At 69.3% G+C, this 20636-nt stretch carries 18 protein-coding genes; 9 read left to right on the top strand and 9 right to left on the bottom strand.

Annotation, left to right across the window (positions count from 1 at the left end; genetic code table 11):
• Positions 1-18: 18 nt before the first annotated feature.
• Together QZ772_RS01000 and QZ772_RS00995 are read right to left on the bottom strand one after the other, a co-directional pair.
• Entirely contained in the window at positions 19-1236 is a 1218-nt protein-coding gene (locus tag QZ772_RS01000; protein WP_295522159.1) for an ABC transporter substrate-binding protein, read from the bottom strand.
• Between the two features lie 50 nt (positions 1237-1286).
• A complete protein-coding gene (locus QZ772_RS00995) occupies positions 1287-1685 on the bottom strand; it encodes a cupin domain-containing protein (protein WP_017759469.1) in 399 nt (132 codons plus the stop codon).
• 186 nt (positions 1686-1871) lie between these two features.
• Here QZ772_RS00995 and QZ772_RS00990 point away from each other — a divergent pair, with 186 nt between their 5' ends.
• The 7 genes from QZ772_RS00990 (at position 1872) to QZ772_RS00960 (ending at position 9102) form a co-directional block, all read left to right on the top strand.
• Entirely contained in the window at positions 1872-2651 is a 780-nt protein-coding gene (locus tag QZ772_RS00990; protein WP_295522156.1) for an SDR family oxidoreductase, read from the top strand.
• 9 nt (positions 2652-2660) lie between these two features.
• Positions 2661-3428: an ABC transporter ATP-binding protein gene (locus QZ772_RS00985; RefSeq protein ID WP_295522154.1), complete on the top strand. Its 768-nt coding sequence runs from the start codon at positions 2661-2663 to the stop codon at positions 3426-3428.
• Positions 3428-4120: an ABC transporter ATP-binding protein gene (locus QZ772_RS00980; protein ID WP_295522153.1), complete on the top strand. Its 693-nt coding sequence runs from the start codon at positions 3428-3430 to the stop codon at positions 4118-4120. The genes QZ772_RS00985 and QZ772_RS00980 overlap by 1 nt, the downstream gene beginning before the upstream one ends.
• A gap of 21 nt (positions 4121-4141) precedes the next feature.
• The gene (locus QZ772_RS00975; RefSeq protein WP_295522151.1) at positions 4142-6034 is read left to right on the top strand and encodes an ABC transporter permease; all 1893 of its coding nucleotides are present in this window, start codon (positions 4142-4144) and stop codon (positions 6032-6034) included.
• A 3-nt stretch (positions 6035-6037) separates the two neighbouring features.
• Positions 6038-6331: a Dabb family protein gene (locus tag QZ772_RS00970; RefSeq protein WP_295522149.1), complete on the top strand. Its 294-nt coding sequence runs from the start codon at positions 6038-6040 to the stop codon at positions 6329-6331.
• A gap of 63 nt (positions 6332-6394) precedes the next feature.
• On the top strand, positions 6395-6868 hold the full coding sequence (nikR, locus tag QZ772_RS00965) for a nickel-responsive transcriptional regulator NikR (protein WP_295522147.1): 474 nt from the start codon (positions 6395-6397) through the stop codon (positions 6866-6868).
• Positions 6869-7047: 179 nt separating this feature from the next.
• A complete protein-coding gene (locus QZ772_RS00960) occupies positions 7048-9102 on the top strand; it encodes a TonB-dependent receptor (protein ID WP_295522145.1) in 2055 nt (684 codons plus the stop codon).
• Here QZ772_RS00960 and QZ772_RS00955 read toward each other — a convergent pair.
• From QZ772_RS00955 to QZ772_RS00930, 6 genes are all read right to left on the bottom strand, one after another.
• Positions 9080-10687 (bottom strand): PepSY domain-containing protein, encoded by a 1608-nt coding sequence (locus QZ772_RS00955; protein WP_295522143.1) that lies wholly within the window; start codon positions 10685-10687, stop codon positions 9080-9082. The two genes, QZ772_RS00960 and QZ772_RS00955, sit on opposite strands and share 23 nt — an antisense overlap.
• A gap of 13 nt (positions 10688-10700) precedes the next feature.
• Entirely contained in the window at positions 10701-12884 is a 2184-nt protein-coding gene (locus QZ772_RS00950; protein ID WP_295522140.1) for a TonB-dependent siderophore receptor, read from the bottom strand.
• A gap of 105 nt (positions 12885-12989) precedes the next feature.
• Complete coding sequence (locus tag QZ772_RS00945; RefSeq protein WP_295522137.1) at positions 12990-13451, bottom strand: DUF2946 family protein; 462 nt, start codon at positions 13449-13451, stop codon at positions 12990-12992.
• A 9-nt stretch (positions 13452-13460) separates the two neighbouring features.
• Positions 13461-13778 carry a c-type cytochrome gene (locus tag QZ772_RS00940; protein WP_295522134.1) on the bottom strand — a complete coding sequence of 106 codons (318 nt, stop codon included), beginning with the start codon at positions 13776-13778 and terminating at the stop codon, positions 13461-13463.
• Positions 13779-13884: 106 nt separating this feature from the next.
• Positions 13885-14358, bottom strand: a complete 474-nt coding sequence (locus tag QZ772_RS00935) for a copper chaperone PCu(A)C (protein ID WP_295522132.1) — start codon at positions 14356-14358, stop codon at positions 13885-13887.
• Positions 14359-14669: 311 nt separating this feature from the next.
• Entirely contained in the window at positions 14670-15041 is a 372-nt protein-coding gene (locus QZ772_RS00930) for a DUF2946 family protein (protein ID WP_295522129.1), read from the bottom strand.
• Positions 15042-15268: 227 nt separating this feature from the next.
• On the opposite strand from QZ772_RS00930, the gene QZ772_RS00925 reads away from it, so the two are divergent.
• Complete coding sequence (locus tag QZ772_RS00925; RefSeq protein WP_295522217.1) at positions 15269-16168, top strand: formylglycine-generating enzyme family protein; 900 nt, start codon at positions 15269-15271, stop codon at positions 16166-16168.
• A gap of 31 nt (positions 16169-16199) precedes the next feature.
• On the opposite strand, the gene QZ772_RS00920 is transcribed toward QZ772_RS00925, so the two are convergent.
• Positions 16200-16694, bottom strand: coding sequence for an Lrp/AsnC ligand binding domain-containing protein (locus QZ772_RS00920; RefSeq protein ID WP_295522126.1), 495 nt, complete (start codon positions 16692-16694; stop codon positions 16200-16202).
• A 170-nt stretch (positions 16695-16864) separates the two neighbouring features.
• On the opposite strand from QZ772_RS00920, the gene putA reads away from it, so the two are divergent.
• Complete coding sequence (gene putA, locus QZ772_RS00915) at positions 16865-20632, top strand: trifunctional transcriptional regulator/proline dehydrogenase/L-glutamate gamma-semialdehyde dehydrogenase (RefSeq protein ID WP_295522215.1); 3768 nt, start codon at positions 16865-16867, stop codon at positions 20630-20632.
• The last annotated feature ends 4 nt before the right edge of the window (positions 20633-20636 follow it).

Here is a 20636-nt window from a genome sequence, read left to right as displayed (position 1 = left end):
GCCGCAGTGTGAAGCTGCTTACTTCTTGACCAGCGGGCAGGCCGGGTCCGGCGCCTTGAAGGCCTGCTGCGCGGGGATGGTGCGCACCACCGTGTAGTAGTCCCACGGCCGCTTGGATTCGGACGGCTTCTTGATCTTGTAGAGGTACAGGTCGCGCATCACGCGGCCGTCCTCGCGGATGGTGCCGTCCTTGGTCATCAGGTCGTTGATCTTCATCTCGTGCATCTTCTTCATGACCGCGCCGGCCTCGTCGGTGCCGGCCGCCTGCACGGCCTTGAGGTAGTGCAGCGTGGCCGCATAGTTGCTGGCCTGCACGCCCGAAGGCATGCGGCCCGCGACCTTGTAGAAGCGTTCGGACCATTGGCGACTCTCGGGGCTCTGGTCCCAGTAGAAGGCCTCCACCAGGTTGATGTCCTGGCCGATGGCCAGGCCCATGCTGTGCACGTCGTTGATGCCCATGTACAGCGCCGCGATGCGCTGCTTGCCGGTGCCGATGCCGAACTCGCGCGCCTGCTTCATGGTGTTGATGGTGTCGGCGCTGCCGTTGGCCAGGCCGATCACCTGCGCCTTGCTGGCCTGGGCCTGAACCAGATAGGAGGAGAAGTCCGAGCTGCCGATGGGGTGCCGGATGGCACCGAGCACCTGCCCGCCCTGCGCCTTCACGACGGCGGAGGCGTCGCGCTCCAGCGCATGGCCGAAGGCGTAATCGGAGGTGATGAAGAACCAGCTCTTGCCGCCCTCGGCCATCACGCCCGACGCTGCGCCGGAGGCATAGGCATAGGTGTCGTAGGTCCAGTGCACGCCGTTGGGCGAGCAGGCCTTGCCGGTGAGGTCGGAGGTGCCGGGGCTGGTGAAGATGGCCACGCGGTTCATCTGCTTGGTCAGCTCCTGCACGCCCAGCGCGATGGCCGAGTTGGGCACGTCCAGGATCATGTCCACGCCTTCCTGCTCGTACCACTTGCGGGCGATGGCCAGGCCGATGTCCACCTTGTTCTGGTGGTCGGCCGACACGATCTGGATCGGCTTGCCCAGCACCTTGCCGCCGAAGTCGTCGATGGCCATCTTCACGGCCTCGATGGACATCTTGCCCGACATGTCGGCAAACAGGCCCGACTGGTCGTTCAGCAGGCCGATCTTGACGACGTCGTTGGACACCGTCTGCGCATGGGCGGCGCCGGCCATGGCCAGGCTCAGCAGGCCTGCGGCGGCGCAGGCGAGGGTGGGATGCTTCTTCATGGGTTGTCTCCTGTTGTGGGTATGGGATGCAAGGCGGGCGACGGGCCGCGCTATTCCAGCTTCTGGCCGGCGAACTGGTCGATGAACACGTTGGGCTTGAGGAAGAACGAGAGCACCAGCGCGCCGTGGGGCGACCGGGCCACATGGCGATTGCCGCGCGGTCGCCAGACATAGCCGCCGGCCCGCGCCTCGCCCTCGGCATCCACGATGGAACCTTCGAGGATGTAGCTCTGCTCGATCTCCACATGCTCGTGCATGGGCAGCTCCGTGCCCGGCTGCCAGCGGAAGAGGGCCGTGAGCAGCCCCGTCTCCTTGTCCTGCACGAGCACCTTGATGTCGATGCCGGGCACCTGCGTCGGCTTCCACGGCAGCGCCTCCACATCGAGGTAATGGGAGGCCAGTGGGCCGAGCAGGTGGGCCCCGGCCTCGCCGGGTGTTTCTAGCGCCATGACGGATGTCTCCTTGGATGGATGGGCCGGGTTTCCCCGGAGGTCGAAAGCTTGGATAGCCGAAAAATTCTTTCGTATAGTACAAATCGTGTCAAGTCTCATGAAGCGAGACTTTTACTCATTCAGCACAAGGCGCAACGCCATGCGTGCGGCACCTGGCTGCCGCCATCGAACAAGGAGACAAGCTTGAATCCAGCCTTTCTGGCCGAGACCTTCGGCCTTGCCGGCCGCACCGCGCTGGTGACCGGCGCGGCCTCGGGCCTGGGCTTCGCCATTGCGCGCAGCCTGGGGGGCGCGGGTGCCCGCGTCGTCGTCAACGACCTGGCCGCCGATGCCTGCGCTGCCGCCGTCGCGCAGCTGCAGGCGACGGGCATCGAGGCCCGCGGTGCCGTCTTCAGCGTGACCGACAGCGATGCCGTGCATGCCGAAGTCGCGCAGCTGCAGACGACGGGCTGGGCCCCCGACATCCTGGTCAACAACGCCGGCAACCAGAACCGCAAGCCGCTGGTCGAGATGTCCCTCGACGAGTGGAAGCAGATCCAGGCGGTGCATGTGGAAGGCGCCTTCAACTGCTGCCACGCCGTGCTGCCCGTCATGGTGGCCGCCGGCCGCGGCACGGTGGTCAACATGTCGTCGGTAGCGGGCCAGGCCACCATGCCGGGCATCGCGGCCTATGCCACGGCCAAGGGCGCACTGGCCGCCCTCACGCGGGCCATCGCCGTCGAGTACGGCCCCCAGGGCATCACCTGCAACGCGCTGGCCCCCGGCTTCGTCAAGACGCGCTTCACGTCGGCACTGCAGGCGCGCGAAGGCTTCCAGGCCTTCATCGAGCAGTCCGTGCCCGCCGGCCGCTGGGCCGAGCCCGAGGACATCGCACCGCTGGTCGTGGCCTTTGCCGGCCGCAGCGGCGCCTTCATCAACGGCCAGGTCGTGGCCATCGACGGCGGCATGCTCGCCCGCATGTGAGGAGACCTCATGGCTGAACGCATCGCCCTGGCCTGCGAGGGGCTCACCAAGCGCTTCGGCGGCTTCAAGGCCGTCGACAACGTGTCGCTGACCGTGCGCGAGGGCACCATCCACGCGCTGATCGGTCCCAACGGGGCCGGCAAGACCACCTGCTTCAACCTGCTGACCAAGGTGTTGCAGCCCGATGCGGGCCGCATCGCCTATTTCGGTCGCGACGTGACCCGGCTGCAGCAGGAAGCCGTGGCGCGGCTGGGGCTGGTCCGCTCCTTCCAGATCTCGGCCGTGTTCCTGGGCCTCACGGCCCTGCAGAACGTGCGCGTCGCGCTGCTGCAGCGCACCGGCCTGGGCCCGCAGTTCTGGCGACCGGCCCGCGCCATGAGCCATCTGGACGGTGAGGCCCGGCGGCTTCTGGGCGAGGTTGGCCTGGAGGCCGATGCCGACACCCGCGCAGCGCAACTGCCCTATGGCCGCAAGCGCGCGCTGGAGATCGCGATGACGCTGGCGCTGGACCCGCGCATGCTGCTGCTCGACGAGCCCATGGCCGGCCTGGGCCAGGAGGACGTCGCCCGCATCACCGCGCTGATCCGGCGCGTGTCGGCCCATCGCACGGTGCTGATGGTGGAGCACAACCTGTCTGTCGTCTCGGAGCTGTGCCACACGATCACCGTGCTGGCACGCGGCAGCATCCTGGCCGAGGGCGACTACCAGCGCGTCTCGACCGACGAGCGCGTCATCACCGCCTACATGGGCGTCGAAGCCGTGCAGGAGGCCGCGTGATGCTCCAGGTCAACAACCTGCACGCTTGGTATGGCGAGTCGCACATCCTGCAGGGCGTGAACCTGGAGGTGCGCCAGGGCGAACTGGTGACCATCCTCGGGCGCAACGGCGCCGGCAAGACGACCACGCTGCGCGCCCTGATGGGCATGATCGAGCGGCGCACCGGCTCCATCGTGTTCGACGGCACCGAGACCATCGCCATGGCCGACCACCGCATCCCGCGCCTGGGTCTGGCCTACTGCCCAGAGGAACGGGCCGTGTTCCGCAGCCTGACGGTGACCGAGAACCTGATGTTGCCGCCGGTGCTCGCGCCCGGCGGCCTGGGCGTGGACGAGATCCATGCGCTCTTTCCCAACCTGAAGGAGCGCGCCGGCAGCACCGGCGGCAACCTGTCGGGCGGCGAGCAGCAGATGCTGGCCATCGGCCGCATCCTGCGCACCGGCGCGCGCATGCTGCTGCTCGACGAGCCCACCGAGGGGCTGGCGCCGGTGATCGTCAAGCAGATCGCCACCGCCATCCGCGCCCTCAAGCAGCGCGGCTTCACCATCGTGCTGGTGGAGCAGAACTTCCACTTCGCCTCTTCGGTCGCGGACCGCCTCTACATCATGGACCACGGCGTCGTGGTCGACCACCTCGGCGCCGCCGAAGCCGCGGCGCAGCCCGAGCGCATCCGGCGCCAGCTCGGCGTCTGACGCAGCAGCAGGAAATCACACATGTTCGACATCTTCGGGATCCCGTCCTCCGCGCTGCTGAGCCAGCTGCTGCTGGGGCTGATCAACGGCGCCTTCTACGCCACGCTGTCCATCGGGCTGGCCGTCATATTCGGGTTGCTCAACATCATCAACTTCGCGCACGGCGCGCAGTACACGGCCGGCGCCTTCGTCGCCTGGATGCTGCTGAATTACCTGGGCATCGGCTACTGGGGGGCGCTGGTGCTGGCGCCGCTCATCATGGCCGTGCTCGCCGTGGTGCTGGAGAAGACCATCATCGCGCGCACCTACAAGATGGACCACCTCTACGGCCTGCTGCTGACCTTCGGGCTGGCGCTGTGCATCGAGGGCGCGTTCCGGCAGGCCTATGGCGTCTCCGGCCTGCCCTATGCCATCCCGGAGCAGCTGATGGGCGGCATCGACCTGGGCTTCATGTTCCTACCGCTGTACCGCACCTGGGCCATCGTCATCTCGCTGGTGGTGTGCGTGGGCGTCTGGCTGCTGATGGAGCGCACGCGGCTGGGCGCCGTGCTGCGCGCCGCCACCGAGAACCCCGCGACGGTCAAGTCCTTCGGCATCAACGTGCCGCGCTACATCACGCTGACCTATGCCCTGGGCGTCGCGCTGGCTGCCCTTGCCGGCGTGGTGGCCGCGCCCATCTACCAGGTCAGCCCGCTCATGGGCTCCAACCTGGTGGTCGTGGTGTTCGCGGTGGTGGTCATCGGCGGCATGGGCTCGATCGGCGGCGCCATCGTGAGCGGCCTCGGCCTGGGCGTGATCGAGGGGCTCACCAAGGTCGTCTATCCCGAGGCCTCCAACTTCGTGATTTTCGTGATCATGGCCATCGTGCTGCTGGTCAAGCCCTCGGGCCTGTTCGGCCGGCCGCTGCAGGTGCAGAACACCGTGGCGGCCGAGGCCACCCGCGTCAGCTTGCGCCTGGCGCGCAGGTACCAGGTGCTGGGCTGGTGGCTGCTGCTGGCCCTGGCGCTGGTGGCGCCGCTGGTGCTCTACCCCACCTTCCTGATGAAGGTGCTGTGCTTCGCACTTTTCGCGGCGGCCTTCAACCTGCTGCTGGGCTACGTCGGACTGCTGTCCTTCGGTCACGCGGCATTCTTCGGCGCGGCGGCCTATTCGAGCGGCATGGCCATGAAGGCCTGGGCGCTCACGCCCGAGCTCGGCCTGCTGGCCGGCACGGCCACGGGCGTGTTGCTGGGCCTGATCTTCGGCTCGCTGGCCATCCGCCGGCAGGGCATCTACTTCTCCATGATCACCCTGGCGCTGTCGCAGGTCGTGTACTTCGTGGCCGTGCAGGCCGGCTTCACGGGGGGCGAGGACGGCCTGCAGAACGTGCCGCGCGGCAGGCTGTTCGGCCTGTTCGACCTGGGCAACTCGATGGTCATGTACTACGTGGTGCTCGCCGTCTTCCTGGCGGCCTACCTGTTCGTGGTGCGCATCCTGCAGTCGCCCTTCGGTGAGGTGATCCGCGCGGTGCGCGACAACGAGCAGCGCGCCCGCTCACTGGGCTACGGCACGTCGCGCTACAAGCTCCAGGCCTTCGCCCTGTCGGCGGGGTTGGCGGGGCTGGCGGGCTCGATGAAGGTGCTGGTGTTCGGCGTGGCCTCGCTCACCGACGTGCACTGGCACGCCTCGGGCGAGGTGGTGCTGATGAGCCTGCTTGGCGGCATCGGCACCCTGCTGGGCCCCATCGTCGGCGCGCTGACCTTCGTCACCCTGCAGAACTACCTGGCGCCGCTGGGTTCCTGGGTGCTGATCGTGCAGGGCGTCATCTTCATCGCCTGCGTGCTGCTGTTCCGCGAAGGGCTGGTGGGCCTGGCGGTGCAGGGCTGGAACCGCCTGGGCGGGCGCAACCCGGCCGGCGCGGGCAAGGGAGGCTGAGCCATGTTCATCCATGCCGTCCTGATGGCCTTCAAGCCCGGCACCGACGAGGCCTTCCACCAGCGCGTGGAGGACTACGCGGCGCAGATCCGCGCGGGCTCACCCGGCCTGGTGAGCTACCTCTACGCGCCCAACGAAGCCAGCCGCGCGCAAGGCTTCAGCCATGCGGTGGTGGCCTGCTTCGACGACGAGGCCGCCCACCAGCACTACCAGGTCAGTGCCGTGCACCAGGAGATGAAGGCCTTCATGGCCGGTCAGACGGAGCGGCTGGTGGTGTTCGACTCCAGCGCGTGGTGAAACCGGAAAAAAACTCGGCGACCAGCTCGCAGCCACACTCCGCCGGGCGCGGACAATCCTCTGATGGAACGCTTCACCATCTCGCTCGATGACGATCTGGCCCGGCAGTTCGACGCGCTGATCGAGGCCAGCGGCTACGCCAACCGCTCGGAGGCCGTCCGCGACCTGATTCGCTCACGGCTCGGCAGCGCGACGCTCGCCCAGCCGGTCTCGAAGGCCCAGCCTTCCTGGTGCATCGCCACCGTCAGCTATGTCTACGACCACCATGAACATGCCGTCTCGGGCCGGGTGATGAACCTGCAGCACGACCACCACGATCTCGTCATCAGCAGCATGCACACGCACCTGGACCATGATCACTGCCTGGAAACAGTGGTTCTGCGCGGGCCGGTGGCAGCCGTGCAGGCCTGTGCCGAGCAATTGGTGGCTCTGCGCGGCGTTCGGCATGGCAATGTGCATCTGGTGCCTCTGGGCCCGACCGACGAACACAGCCATGGCGCGAGCAAGCCCCATCGCCATTTCCGACCGGTGAATTGAGCGCCTGAACCACCGCGTTCCGCGCTCTGGCATCCGTCGGCCGCCTTCGTGGCGAAGCTGCAGCTGCGGCACCTGCGCCGTTCGGAGTACAGCTCTGCGTGGCATTCGTATGAATAATTCAAAGTTCTTCATACATAACGAGGAAACTTGTGCCGCTCATTCGACGCCGTCCCCCCGCCTTGTTGGCCGCCGCCCTCATCACCAGTGCGCCCGCCTGGAGCCAGGACGGCCACCTCCCCGAGGTCTCGGTGCGCGGCCCGCGCGATGCGGCCATCGGCACGGCCGATTCCGCCAGCGAGGGTGCTGCCGAGAAGGCATCGTTCCAGGCCCGGCCCAAGCTGCGGCCGGGCGACATCGTGGAGGCCGTGCCCGGGGTCGTGGCCACGCAGCACTCCGGCGACGGCAAGGCCAACCAGTATTTCTTGCGTGGCTTCAACCTCGACCACGGCACCGACTTCGCGGTCACGGTCGACGGCATGCCGGTGAACATGCCCACGCACGGCCACGGCCAGGGCTTCGCGGACCTCAACTTTCTGATTCCCGACCTCGTGTCCGGCGTGCGCTACCGCAAGGGCCCCTACTTCGTGGACAGCGGCGACTTCTCGTTGGCTGGCAGTGCCTCGCTGGACTACGTCAGCGCGCTCGACGCGCCGTTTGCGGAAATCACGCTCGGCAAGAACAACTTCCGGCGCCTGCTCACCGCCGGCTCCCGCACCGTGCAGGACCAGACCTGGCTGGGCGCGCTGGAACTGGAAGGCAACGACGGCCCCTGGGACACGCCGGAGCGGCTGCGCAAGGCCAATGCCGTGGTCCGCTATTCCCAGGGCTCGCCCACGCGCGGCCTGAGCATCACCGGCATGGCGTACCAGAGCCGTTGGAACTCGACCGACCAGATTCCGCAGCGGCTGGTGGACAGCGGCGAGCTGTCGCGCTTCGGATCGCTCAACACCACGGACGGCGGCAACACGCGGCGCCTCAGCCTGTCGGGCAAGTGGTTCGACAACGGGCCGCAGGGCAACACGCAGATCAGCGCCTATGCCATCGACTACCGCTTCGACCTGTTCTCGGACTTCACCTACTTCCTGAACCGGCCGGACACGGGCGATCAGTTCGAGCAGACAGACCGGCGGCGGGTCTTCGGCGCGCAGGCCTCGCACAGCATGCCCAATCGACTTGGAAGTCTCGACGGCATCCTGAGCTTCGGCGCACAGTGGCGCGGCGACCGCATCGGCGAGGTCGGCCTGTACGACACCATCGCGCGGCAGCGCACGGCGACCGTGCGCAACGACAAGGTATCGCAGGACCTCGTGTCGCTCTACGGGCAGCAGCTCGTCAACTTCACGGACAGGCTGCGGGGCTACGTCGGCCTGCGCGGCGACCTGCTGCGCTATTCCGTCGATGGCCGCGAGCCCGTCTACGGCCCGGTGAACAGCGGCCGAGGCCGTGACTCGCTGGCGAGCCCGAAGGCCGGGCTGGCGTTCACCGTCACGCCGGCCAACGAGCTCTACCTCAATGCGGGCGTCGGCTTCCACAGCAACGACGTGCGCGGTGCCACCATCCAGCTCGATCCGCAGAGCGGACTGCCGGCGGATCGCGTGCCCGCGCTGGTCAAGGGTCGCGGCGCTGAGCTCGGCTGGCGCTTCCAACCAGATGAAGACTTCACGGCCACGGTCGCGCTCTGGCAGCTTCGGCTGGACTCCGAACTGGTCTATGTGGGCGACGCCGGCACCACGGAGCCGGGCCGGGCCAGCAGCCGGCGCGGCATCGAAGCCACGTTGCGCTGGAAGCTTGACCGGCGCTGGCGGCTGGAGGCCGATGCCGCACTCTCCCGCGCACGCTTCCGCGGCATTGCGCCCGAAGGCGAAGGCAACTACATCGACAACGCGGTGGAGCGTGTGGTGGCGGCGGGCATCACGTACACAGAAGGCCCGCTGACTGCATCCCTGCGCCTGCGCTACCTCGGGCCCCGCGCGCTGGACACGCTGGACAGCGTTCGCTCGAAGTCCACGACGCTGCTCAACTTCGGCGCGCGCTACGAGGTCAATCGCCACCTGACGCTCGGCGTGGACGTGTTCAACATCACTGGCCGAAAAGGCAACGACATCGAGTACTTCTACGCCTCCTGCACTGCCGGCGAAGTGGCACGGGGCGACTGCGGCAGCGGCATCGAAGGCCGGCACATCCATCCGATGGAGCCGCGCAGCGCCCGGGTCAGCGCCCGCTGGACGTTCTGAACGGCGTGCCCACCGCCGCAAGGCCTGGCCGTCGACGTCGCCGTGCACGCACCTTAAGGCCCAGCCTGCGCCAGCCGATCACCACACCGGTCAGGCTCACCAGGGCGCCGCCCAGACTCAGCACGACCAGCAGCACATCCCACAGCGGCCGTCGATCCAGCAGGGGCAGCCAGTCCCAGCTGTGCAGCAGCGCGAACAGCCAGCGGCTGGTACGGCGACCGCTGTCGCTGCGGCCCAACACGGCACCGGTGGCCGGGTCGATGTGGACCCAGCTGTGCTGCGCATCGCCGAACACGGCCCGCAGCACGGGCAGCGGGCGCTCGGCGCCGCCGGTCATGGTGTGGGCTGCGCGGTCGTAGTAGTGGAAGTCGTAGGCCTGCAGCCGCTCGATGCGCAGCAGGGGCGCAGGCAGCAGGCCGGCGATGGCCGCCTGAAGCCCGCCTTCGTCGACCGTATGGGCAGACGCGTCGGCGGCCTTCAGCAGCGTTGGCCTGCCCAAGGCGCCGGTCGCCTGGACGACAGGCACGCCCAGCACCGGCGTCCAGCGCAGCTCGCGCGTGCCCGCGCCGGCGACTGCCAGCAGAGCCGCGGGCGTGGCGTCGCCTGCCATCGGTTGCAGCGGCACGCCCCCCAGCGCTTGCGTCCTCAGCGGCGCGGCACCGGTGTCGAAGATCCGCCACGGGTTCATCGACATCAGCCCGCTGAAGATCCAGGTGAGCGTCACGGCGCCGAACAGCAGTCCCCCGATGTGGTGCCAGCGCATGGCCCGGCTGCCATAGGGTGAGCGGGCGCCGCTCTTGTAGGGCCGGCCGAAGCGCCAGCGCATCAGACCCACCGTCATGCCGGCCAGTACGAGCACGATGCCCGCGATGGACAGCCAGTTCACGATGTCGGTCCACCACCCGTCGAGCACCCCGCCGCGGAAGGGATAGAGCCAGTGGATCCACGCACCCGCGTAGTTCCACAGTCGCTCGGTGCGCGTCGCGTCGCGCACCACCTCGCCGGTCAGACTCGAGACATAGAGCCGCGTGTCCTCGCCATCGCCGAGCTGCAGCACGTGCAGCGGCCGGTGCGCATCGAGCGCACGCGAATGGGTGAAGGCGTCTTCCTGGACAAGGCCGACGTGCCGAGGCTTCGGTGTGTCCGCCAGGAACGCGCCGCCGAAGGCCGCGGCGCTGGCCACGGCCGTGGCTGCGTCGGCCTCGGCCAACCGCTGCCCGCTGCGGGCATCGATGACCACCGTGCCGGCCCCGGGTGAGGAGCGGCGCCGGCTGCCCGGCGCCGTTGCTGCGGGGGCTTCGGGCACGGCCAGGTACACCGGCAGGCCGGCGCGGGATGCGGCCAGCCGCAGCTCGCGCAGGGGACCGGCGACGCCCGCCTTCTCCAGCGCCTTGTGCGGCCCGAGCAGCCCGGCGCCGTCGCCCAGCGGCGGCAGATGCGCCAGACGTTCGACGGACGTGAGCTTGGGATAGCCCACGTACATCATCACCACGCCCGACACGAACCACATCGCAAAGAAGGCGCACAGCCCCACACCGAGCCAGCGGTGGACGAGGAAAAGCCAGCGCTTGATACGCACACGCATGGCGGGCCTTCGCTCAGAAGCCGACGCGCAGCGTCAGGTCGGCCGTGCGTGGCTCGCCCAGGTAGGCCATGGTGCCGGTCAGATTGGCGGCATAGACCCGGTCGGTCGCATTGCGCAGGCGCAGCGTCAGCTCGGCGTTGCGGTGAACTTGATAGCTCAGGCCCAGATCCAGCAGCGTGTGGGCCGGCCAGCGCAGGGTGTTGGCCGCATCGCCATACACGGCACCCACGCGGCGGATGCCGACGCTGGCCTGCCACTGCGGCGCGAAGGCGTAGGAGGTCCAGAGGTTGGCCACCGTCCGCGGGGTGTTGGTGGGCGTCTTGCCGGCATAGTCCACGCCCCCTTGCCGGTACCTGTCGTAGCGGGCGCGGGCGTAGCTCCAGTTGGCCTGCACCGACCAGTCGCGCGTGGGCTGCAGGCCCACGGCGATCTCGCCGCCGCGCGACGACTGCTGGCCCACCAGCACCGTGAGGCTGCTGTTGGCCGGGTCCTGCGTCGCGATGTTCCTGCGCACGATGTCGTAGACGGCCAGCGTCGCGGTGCCCTTGCCCTGCCAGAAGTCCAGCTTGCTGCCCAGCTCGACCTGGCGGCCCGTCGTGAGCTCGCTGTTGTCGCGCACATTGGCGAAGCTGGCGGTGCTCAGGACGCCGGCCGGCGGGTCCGCCGCGGTGGCGTACTGGGCATACAGGTTGGCGCCCGGCATTACGTCCCACACCAGGCCGGCGCGGCCGGTGGTGGGGCGGTAGCCACGCGAATAGGTGGCCGGACTGGCGGCCGTCACCTCACGGCGATTGATCAGGTCCAGGTCGATGCGCTCGTGGCGCAAGGCGGTCACCAGGCTGAGCGATGGCGTGAGGAAGGTGCGGTTCTCGGCGAAGGCCGCCACCGTGCGCACCTTGTTCTCGCGGTCGGGCCGGAAGCCCGGCGTCATGCCGCGGATGGTGAAGAAGGGCTCGGTGGTGAAGACGTACGGATTCACGGTGCTGACCGTGGCCGACAGGCTGTTGGGAAAGCGCGTCTGGCGGTTCAGGCTCACATCCAGCCCGAAGGACCAGTCGCTGCGCAGCCCGGCGATCCGGCCCTGATAGGTACCGTCGATGCGGTCGCCCACCATCCGCTGGTCGTGCCGCTGCAGCAGCGTCGCCGAGCGGGTGACGGCCGTGTTGTTGCGGTTGAAGGCATAGCTCTCGACGTTGCGGTAATCGCGCAAGGCGTCGTAGACGTAGAAGGTGTTGCGCAACTGCAGCGCGTCGCTCACCCGCCAGTCGGTGAGCGAGCGCAGCCACTGCACGCGCTGGGCATAGATGCCGTCGGCGCTGTTGTAGTTCTTGGTCCGCGTGCCGGGGTCGATGCGGGCCGTGCCCATGAGCGGCTGCATGAGCGGTGTTCCCCAGTAGGGCCGGTCGACGTACTCCTTCTGGTATTCGTAGGCCAGCGTATGACTCAGGCCGCCGCCGAAGTCGGAGAGGAGCGAGGTCGCGAACTGGGTCGCATCCCTGCGCGTGCCGTCGGTCCAGCCGTCACCCTGGCGGCGGTTGAGGTCGATGCGCAGGTAATGGTCGCCGCTGCCCAGGCCATCGCCGGCGATGCGGCGGTTGAGGCCGACCGACGCTTCCTTCAGACGGTCGCTGCCCAGCCGCAGTTGTGCCTCGGATATGTCGTGGCGGGTCGCGAGCTTGGTGATGTAGTTGACGGTGCCGCCCACGCCGCCCGCGCCGTACAGGAAGCTGGAGGCGCCGCCGATGGCTTCGACGCGGTCGTAGATCCAGCTGTCCACCGGACGCGCGGCAATCGTGTACTGCACATTGATGCCGTTGAACAGCTGGGTGAGCGACGCGCCGCTGAAACCACGGTACTGCACGCCGATGTTGCCGGGCGCGTCATGTGCCGTGACGCCCGGAATGGCACGCAAGACCTCCTGCGTGTTGGTGGCGCCGCGGGCCTCGATGGTGGCACGGTCCACTACGGTGACCGTGGCAGGCGTCTCGCGCGGCGTGAGGCCCAGCTGGCTGCCGGTCGTCACCGGCACGTCCAGGGGAAGGCGGCCATTGGGCTGGGCCGCCGTCTCGCGCACCTGCACGGGCGGAAGGCTGCCGGCCGGCGCACTCTGCGCATGGGCAGGAGCGACAGGGTGCAGGGCCAGAAGACAGGCCCACGCGAGCGGCGTGGGTGCGAAGGGAAGGCGAAAAGAGGACATGGTTCTCGTCGAAGGGACACAGGAATCCGCGGCGGTGTCGTGCACCGCCCAGGCAGGCGCGGGCCCGCGCGGCCTGGGCGGCCGCGGGGCGTCGATGGCGCAGAGTCAGCCAGCCAGGGTCGGCGGCGGTGCGCGCGCCTGCAGCGGACGCCAGGGCGCGTCCGCGACGAGAACGAATGGCCGCTGCGGGACAGCCGGCGGCAGAGAGATCGCCCGCAAGGGCAGGCCGGGGGTCCAGACCGGCAAGGGCATGAGCACGCGCGCATGGCAGAGCGCGCAGCCCGACGACGTGGGAACGGCATCGGACGTCTCGCCGGCTGGGTCGGCGTCGTCCTCAGTGCCGGTACGGGCCGTGGCTGCCGCGCCTTGCGCCACCGGCAGTGCCTGCATCCCCTGCGCCGTGCAGACCATGAAGGCGTCGGCCGGCTGGCGTGCGCCCTGGGCCTGCGCCCCGTTCAGGGCCGGCCACATCGGCAGCAGGAGCAGCAGGCAGTGGGCAAGCAGCAGCCAGCGCGCCACCCTGCCCGGGAAGGGCATCTTGGGTGACGGGCGGCGGCAGGCGTGCATGGATGGCGCTTATTTCAGGCCCAGCACCCAGGTGGCGAGCTTCTTCGCCTCGGCGTCGCTTACCTGGGTATTGGCCGGCATCGGCACCGGGCCCCAGGCGCCGCTGCCACCCTTGAGGATCTTCTGGGCCAGGACATTGGCCGCATCCTTGTTGCCGGCGTACCTGGCGGCCACGTCCTTGAAGGCGGGACCGATCACCTTCCTGTCGACGGTGTGACAGGCCATGCAGGCCTTGGCGGTGGCCAGAGCCTGATCGGCCCAAGTAGGGGCGCTGGCAAGGAGGGCAGTGGCCAGAACGAACGGGGCGAAGGAGAAACTTCTACTCATCGGGGACTCCAGGGGCTGGAAATTCGGAAAGAGGGCAGGCGACCCCACGGGCCATCTGCCGCGCGGCACCGCGCGTCCCACTCCGCCGGCGTGCGGCGGCCGGGAGTCAGTGCTTGTGCTCGCCGTGCGCCATGGGCATGCCATCGTTCTTGAGCGGACGCACCGGCGCCTGCACCTGCACGGTCTGCCGCTTGCCGTCCTTGCCCTCGAACACGAGGCTTAGCGGCACGGTCTCGCCGACCTTCACTTGCTGCTTCAGGTCCATCAGCATCACGTGGTAACCGCCGGGCTTGAGTTCCACCGCCTTGCCGGCTGGCAGATCGATCGCCGGCACCTGGCGCATGCGCATCACGTTGTCCTGCATGGCCATCTCGTGCACTTCGACCGTGGGCGTCAGGGGCGAACTGGCCGAGACCAGGCGCGCGTCCTGCGGCGATTCCAGCTGCATGAAGGCGCCCGTGGCCTTCTGCTGCGGCACGGTCGCACGGACCCACGCGTCCTTGACGGTGACCTGGGCGTGGGCCGCTGCAGCCGCGAAGAGCAGAGCGCCGAGTGCAAAGGGGCGGAATGGGACGGTCATGCGAAGGCTCCTTGGTGTTGGGTGAAAGGAAGAGGAAAAAGGGGAAGCGGTCAGGCCGGCTTCGGCAGCAGTTGCCACACGTCCGCCGCACGCGGCTCGGCGCTCCGCTCGCGCCGCAGCAGGACGCACAAGTGGCCCCGCGAGAGGTACAGACCGCTTCAGGCCGAGGGAGCCAGCGTGCAGGAGGCACCGATTGGCACCGCCGCCAGGGACCACATGGCGCGAGCGGTTTGCGCAGGCGCGAACGGGGTCGGGCGGTCGTGCGAACCGGCACGACAATCGCCACCCAATGGCGACTCGACGTGCGGCGATCAGGCCGTCGGCAGCAGGATGGCGGGTGGCCCTCGGGGCGGCAACGGCGCCCCGACCAGCGCAGCGATGCGTGCGCGGACGATGGGATGGAGGGCATGCGCCAGCGGCTGGGGCTGGGGCAGCGTCGGCAGATCGGCCGGTGGCGGCAGGCCGCTTGCCAGGCAGAGCGGGCAGTCCAGTCCGTGGTGGACCACTGCCTGCGCCTTACCGTCGTCGTCGACGACCACAAGCTTGACGGAGCCGCCCTGTGCGCAGACCAGTTCCATGGTCTGGGGCGCGACCCAGGGCGATGCGAAGGCCACGCCAAGTGTCAGCAGCAGCCACGCCAGAACGAGGCGGACCACCGTGAACGAATTGCGCAGCCAATGCATCAGGGCATTATGCATAGGCCTTGCTGCAGGCCACCGACCAAGGCCGTACTGTCCTGGCCGTTCGCACTGTTGGCGCCAAACCAGCCGCTCGCTAGCATGGACCGATGGACTTCCGCCGCCGCCTCTGGATCGTCTTTGCCGCGCTGGCCGTTGCCGGATGTGCGGTTCCCCTCGCCGCGCCACCGCCGTCGGCCGGGGCGCCCGCCGTGCAGACGAACAGCCTCGGCATGCGCTTCGTCCGCATCCCCGGCGGCGAGTTCATGATGGGCAGCGACGAAGCCGCCGCCACCCTGGCCCGCGACTTTCCGCAGCTGCCGCCCGAGCGCTTCGCCCTTCTGGGCGACGAGGGCCCGGTGCACCGGGTCCGCATCACGCACGCCTTCTGGATGGGCCAGCACGAGGTCACGGTGGGCCAGTTCCGCCGCTTCCTCGAACGCTCGGGCTACGTGCCCGAGTCCATTGCGGACGGTACCGGCGGCTATGGCTGGCGCGCCGACTATGACCCGGCCAGGACCGTGCGCGGCGACGCCTTCGAAGGCCGCGACCCGCGCTATGCCTGGAACAACCCCGGCTTTGCGCAGGGCGACGACCACCCGGTGGTCAACGTGACCTGGAACGATGCCCAGGCCCTGGCCACCTGGCTCAGCCGCACCGAAGGCCGCCGCTACCGTCTGCCGACCGAGGCCGAGTGGGAGTACGCCTGCCGGGCCGGCAGCCGCACCCGCTACAGCACGGGGGACGATCCGGCCTCGCTGCGTGGCAGCGCCAATGTGTTCGACCAGCGCACCGCCGCCTTTTGGCCGCAGTGGAAGGCGATGGCCCTGCCGGCCGACGACGGCTTCGCCTTCACCGCGCCGGTGGGCAGCGGCGCCCCCAATGCCTGGGGCCTGCACGACATGCACGGCAACGCCTGGGAATGGGTGGCCGACTGGTATGGAGAGGATTACTACGCGCGCTCGCCCGTCAATGACCCGAAGGGGCCCACCGAAGGCGGGGTGCGTGTCCGGCGCGGCGGCTCGTGGCACACCTGGCCCTTCTATGCCCGCTGCGCTTACCGCAACTGGAACGCGCCCGACACGCGCTACACGCTGGTGGGCATCCGGCTAGTGCGCGAGGACGGACCTTGAGCTCCCCGGCACCCGACGCTGACCAGCCGTTTCAGAAGCCTGACAGGTGCAGGCGCGCCGAGTCCTTGACCTCTTCCATCACCGCATAGGTCCGCGTCTCGCGCACGCCCGGCAACTGCCACAGCACTGCGCCCGCAAAGCGCCGGTAGTCGGCCATGTCGGCGCTGCGGGTCTTGAGCAGGTAGTCGAAGCCACCGGCCACCATGTGGCATTCCATGATCTCGGGATGCACCTGCACCGCAGCCTTGAAGGCGTCGAAGACGTTCGGCGTGGTGCGATCGAGCAGCACCTCGACGAAGACCAGCATGCCGGCGCCCAGCTTGAGCGGGTTCAGCCGCGCCTCGTAGCCGAGGATGTAGCCCTCGTCGGTCAGCCGCTGCACCCGCGCCAGCACCGCCGTGGGCGAGAGACCGATGGTCTCGGCCAGCTTGACGTTGGTGATTCGGCCATCGGCCTGCAGCGTGGCCAGGATGCGCAGGTCCAGGCGGTCGAGCTCCTGCGCTGTATTCAGTGGTTTGTTCGGCATGATGAGAGGGATTCGAACGAATATTCGGCGAAGTCTTAGGGATTATTCAGGCATCCGCTAACCCAGCGCACATCTACGGGACTGCCATGACTGCCCTCGCTACGCCTCGACCGACCCTTGCCGACCCCGCTGAACACCATGCCGGCAGCGGCGCCACCGATGCAGCCACCATGGCACCGCGGCTGCGTCATGCCGTTGCCGGGGCCTGCCGACAGAACGAGGCCACGGCGGTCCAGGCATTGCTCGGCGAGGCCCGCCTGTCGCCCGCCCAGGCCCGCGCCACCCACGAACTCGCCTGCCGCCTGGCGCAGCACCTGCGCGAGCGCGGCACGGGCAGCGGCCGCAGCGGCCTGGTGCAGGGCCTGCTGCAGGAATACACCCTGTCCTCGCAGGAGGGCGTCGCCCTGATGTGCCTGGCCGAGGCGCTGCTGCGCATTCCCGATGCGGCCACCCGCGATGCCCTGATCCGCGACAAGATCGCCCAGGGCGAATGGCAGGCCCACCTCGGCCGCAGCCCCTCGTTGTTCGTGAACGCCGCCACCTGGGGCCTGCTGCTCACGGGCCGTCTGGTGGCCACGCACAGCGAGACGCGGCTGTCGGCCCAGCTCGGCCGGCTGGTGGCCAAGGGCGGCGAGCCGCTGATCCGCAAGGGCGTGGACCTGGCCATGCGCATGATGGGCGAGCAGTTCGTCACCGGCCAGACCATCGGCGAGGCGCTGACCAAGGCCCGCCCGCTGGAGGCGCAGGGCTTTCGTCATTCCTACGACATGCTGGGCGAAGCCGCCATGACCGCCGAGGATGCCGAGCGCTACCGCCGCGCCTACGAAGAGGCCATCCACGCCATCGGCCGGGCCTCCGCCGGCCGCGGGCCCATCGACGGGCCGGGCATCTCGATCAAGCTCTCGGCCCTGCATCCGCGCTACAGCCGGGCGCAGAAATCGCGGGTGATGAACGAGCTGTATCCAGTGCTGCGCCACCTGACCGCCCTGGCCCGGCAGCACGACATCGGCCTCAACATCGACGCCGAAGAGGCCGACCGTCTGGAATTGTCGCTCGACCTGCTGGAACGCCTGTGCTTCGAGCCGGCGCTGGCGGGGTGGAACGGCCTCGGCTTCGTGGTGCAGGCTTATCAAAAGCGCTGCCCCTTCGTCGTCGACTTCCTCATCGACCTGGCTGCGCGCAGCGGCCACCGGCTGATGGTGCGCCTGGTCAAGGGCGCCTACTGGGACAGCGAGATCAAGCGCGCCCAGATGGACGGGCAGGACGGCTTTCCGGTCTACACCCGCAAGGCGCACACCGACGTGGCCTACCTGGCCTGCGCGCGCAGGCTGCTGGCCGCGCCCGCGCAGGTGTACCCGCAGTTCGCCACCCACAACGCCCACACGCTGGCGGCCATTTACACGATGGCCGATCCGTCCCGCTGGCAGCCGGGCCAGTACGAATTCCAGTGCCTGCACGGCATGGGTGAGCCGCTGTACGAACAGGTGGTGGGCCGCACCGAAGACGGCCGGCTGGGCCGGCCCTGCCGCATCTATGCGCCCGTGGGCACGCACGAGACGCTGCTGGCCTACCTGGTGCGCCGCCTGCTGGAGAACGGCGCCAACACCTCCTTCGTGCATCGGATCGCCGACCGGCTGCTCCCCATCGAAGCGCTGGTGGAAGACCCGGTCGCTGCGGTGGACCGGCAGGCGGCCGAGGAGGGCAGGGCGGGCGCCCCGCACCCGGCCATCGCGCATCCGCTGCGGCTGTACGGCGAGGCGCGCGCCAATTCGCGGGGCATGGACCTGGCGGACGACGCGCAACTGGCCGTGCTGGAAGCCGCCGTCGCAGAGAGCAGGCGCGTCGACTGGCAGGCCGCGCCCATGGTCGCAGCTGGGCCGCAGACGGCGGGAGCGCCAATGGCAGATCCTTCGACCGCTGATCCTTTGGCGACGATGACCAACGCGATCTCCGCGCCCGTGCCCGTGCGCAACCCTGCCCGGCATGACGACATCGTCGGCACCGTGCGTCCCGCCACGCCCGACGACGTGGCAGCCGCGCTGGCCGCAGCGCACGACTTCGCCGGCCCTTGGGCCGACTCGCCGGCCGCAGAACGCGCCACTTCGCTCGAACGTGCGGCCGACTGCATGCAGGCCCGCATGCCGCAACTGGTCGCACTGCTCTCCCGCGAGGCGGGCAAGACCTTCGCCAACGGCATCGCCGAAGTGCGCGAGGCCATCGACTTCCTGCGCTTCTATGCCAGCCAGGCGCGCCGCGCCCTGCAAGGCACCGATCACGCGCCGCTGGGCCCCGTGGTGTGCATCAGCCCCTGGAACTTCCCGCTGGCCATCTTCACCGGCCAGATCGCCGCGGCACTCGCGGCCGGCAACCCGGTGCTCGCCAAGCCCGCCGAGCAGACGCCGCTGATCGCAGCCGAGGCCGTGCGCTTGTTGTACGAGGGCGGCATCCCCCGCGCGGCGTTGCAGTTGCTGCCCGGCGATGGGGCAACCGTGGGCGCCGCCCTGGTGGCCGACCCGCGCGTGCAGGGCGTGATGTTCACCGGTTCCACCGAGGTGGCGAGGCTGCTGCAGCGCAGCCTGGCGCAACGGCTGGGCGCCCATGGCGCGCCCGTGCCGCTCATCGCCGAGACGGGCGGGCAGAACGCCATGATCGTGGACTCCTCCGCGCTCACCGAGCAGGTGGTGGCCGACGTGCTCGCCTCGGCCTTCGACAGCGCCGGCCAGCGCTGCTCGGCCCTGCGCGTACTGTGCGTGCAGGAGGAGTCGGCCGACGCACTGCTGCACATGCTGCGCGGCGCCATGGCCGAGCTGAAACTGGGCGACCCCGCGCGTCTGGACACCGATGTCGGCCCGGTCATCGACGCCGAAGCGCAGGCCGGCATCGAGGCCCATGTGCAGGCCATGCAGGCACGCGGACGCCGCGTGCACCGCGTGGGGCGCGCGAGCACCGGCGCCACGGAACGCGGCACCTTCGTGCCACCGACGCTGATCGAGATCGACAGCCTGGCCGAGCTGCAGCGCGAGGTCTTCGGCCCGGTGCTGCACCTGCTGCGCTGGCGCCGCGGCGACCTTGACGGGTTGCTCGCGCAGATCGCCGCGACAGGCTACGGCCTCACCCTGGGTCTGCACACCCGCATCGACGAGACCATCGAGCGTGTGGTGCAGGCAGCGCCGGTGGGCAATGTCTATGTCAACCGCAACATGGTCGGCGCCGTGGTGGGCGTGCAGCCCTTCGGCGGCGAAGGCCTGTCGGGCACCGGGCCCAAGGCCGGCGGACCGCTGTACCTGTACCGGCTGCTGGCGCGGCGACCGCGCGGCTTCCTGGCCGGCGCCATCGCTTCCGCGCTGCCAACCGCCAAGGCCGACGACATGACCGCGGCGGACCGCGCGCCGCTGCGGGCCCTGCAGGACTGGGCCCGCAGCACAGGCGACGCGCAGCTCGCCGAGCATTGCGCGCACTTGCACGAAGCCATGCTGCGCACCACGGCCTGGCTGCTCGACGGCCCGACGGGCGAGCGCAACCGCTACGCTCTCCATCCGCGGACCGAGGTGCTGTGCCTGGCGCAGGACGACCCCTCGCGTCTGACACAACTCGCAGCCGTGCTGGCCGCCGGAAGCCGCACCGTGTGGCCCGAAGGCCCGTCGACGGCCTCACTGCTTGCCCGTCTTCCCTCAAGCGTGCAGTCCCATGTGACGCTCGTGGCTGATCCGTTGGGCGGGGACGGCCCAGCGCTCGAACGGGTCATCCACGAGGGCGACGCCGCACAGCGGCTGGTCGTGGCCCGACAGCTGGCCGAGCGCCAAGGGCCCATCGTCGCGCTGGATCCCTGGCCGCTGGCCGAAGCCGACACGGTGCTCGCGGCGTTGCTCAGCGAGCGTTCGCTGAGCGTCAACACCGCCGCCGCGGGCGGCAATGCCAGCCTGATGACGATGGGCTGATCGC

Source organism: uncultured Pseudacidovorax sp., from assembly GCF_913773995.1.
In the GTDB taxonomy this organism is placed as follows: Bacteria; Pseudomonadota; Gammaproteobacteria; order Burkholderiales; family Burkholderiaceae_C; genus Xenophilus.
This window is presented reverse-complemented; position numbering and strand designations above follow the sequence as displayed.

Excerpts from the sequence above, each read along its gene's own strand:
- QZ772_RS00925 (WP_295522217.1), top strand. The coding sequence starts at position 15,269 with ATGCGCTTCGTCCGCATCCCCGGCGGCGAGTTCATGATGGGCAGCGAC.
- QZ772_RS00920 (WP_295522126.1), bottom strand. The coding sequence starts at position 16,694 with ATGCCGAACAAACCACTGAATACAGCGCAGGAGCTCGACCGCCTGGAC.
- QZ772_RS00930 (WP_295522129.1), bottom strand. The coding sequence starts at position 15,041 with ATGCATTGGCTGCGCAATTCGTTCACGGTGGTCCGCCTCGTTCTGGCG.
- QZ772_RS00950 (WP_295522140.1), bottom strand. The coding sequence starts at position 12,884 with ATGTCCTCTTTTCGCCTTCCCTTCGCACCCACGCCGCTCGCGTGGGCC.
- QZ772_RS00985 (WP_295522154.1), top strand. The coding sequence starts at position 2,661 with ATGGCTGAACGCATCGCCCTGGCCTGCGAGGGGCTCACCAAGCGCTTC.
- QZ772_RS00995 (WP_017759469.1), bottom strand. The coding sequence starts at position 1,685 with ATGGCGCTAGAAACACCCGGCGAGGCCGGGGCCCACCTGCTCGGCCCA.
- QZ772_RS00935 (WP_295522132.1), bottom strand. The coding sequence starts at position 14,358 with ATGACCGTCCCATTCCGCCCCTTTGCACTCGGCGCTCTGCTCTTCGCG.
- QZ772_RS00975 (WP_295522151.1), top strand. The coding sequence starts at position 4,142 with ATGTTCGACATCTTCGGGATCCCGTCCTCCGCGCTGCTGAGCCAGCTG.
- QZ772_RS00955 (WP_295522143.1), bottom strand. The coding sequence starts at position 10,687 with ATGCGTGTGCGTATCAAGCGCTGGCTTTTCCTCGTCCACCGCTGGCTC.
- putA (WP_295522215.1), top strand. The coding sequence starts at position 16,865 with ATGGCACCGCGGCTGCGTCATGCCGTTGCCGGGGCCTGCCGACAGAAC.
- nikR (WP_295522147.1), top strand. The coding sequence starts at position 6,395 with ATGGAACGCTTCACCATCTCGCTCGATGACGATCTGGCCCGGCAGTTC.
- QZ772_RS00945 (WP_295522137.1), bottom strand. The coding sequence starts at position 13,451 with ATGCACGCCTGCCGCCGCCCGTCACCCAAGATGCCCTTCCCGGGCAGG.
- QZ772_RS00970 (WP_295522149.1), top strand. The coding sequence starts at position 6,038 with ATGTTCATCCATGCCGTCCTGATGGCCTTCAAGCCCGGCACCGACGAG.
- QZ772_RS01000 (WP_295522159.1), bottom strand. The coding sequence starts at position 1,236 with ATGAAGAAGCATCCCACCCTCGCCTGCGCCGCCGCAGGCCTGCTGAGC.
- QZ772_RS00940 (WP_295522134.1), bottom strand. The coding sequence starts at position 13,778 with ATGAGTAGAAGTTTCTCCTTCGCCCCGTTCGTTCTGGCCACTGCCCTC.
- QZ772_RS00980 (WP_295522153.1), top strand. The coding sequence starts at position 3,428 with ATGCTCCAGGTCAACAACCTGCACGCTTGGTATGGCGAGTCGCACATC.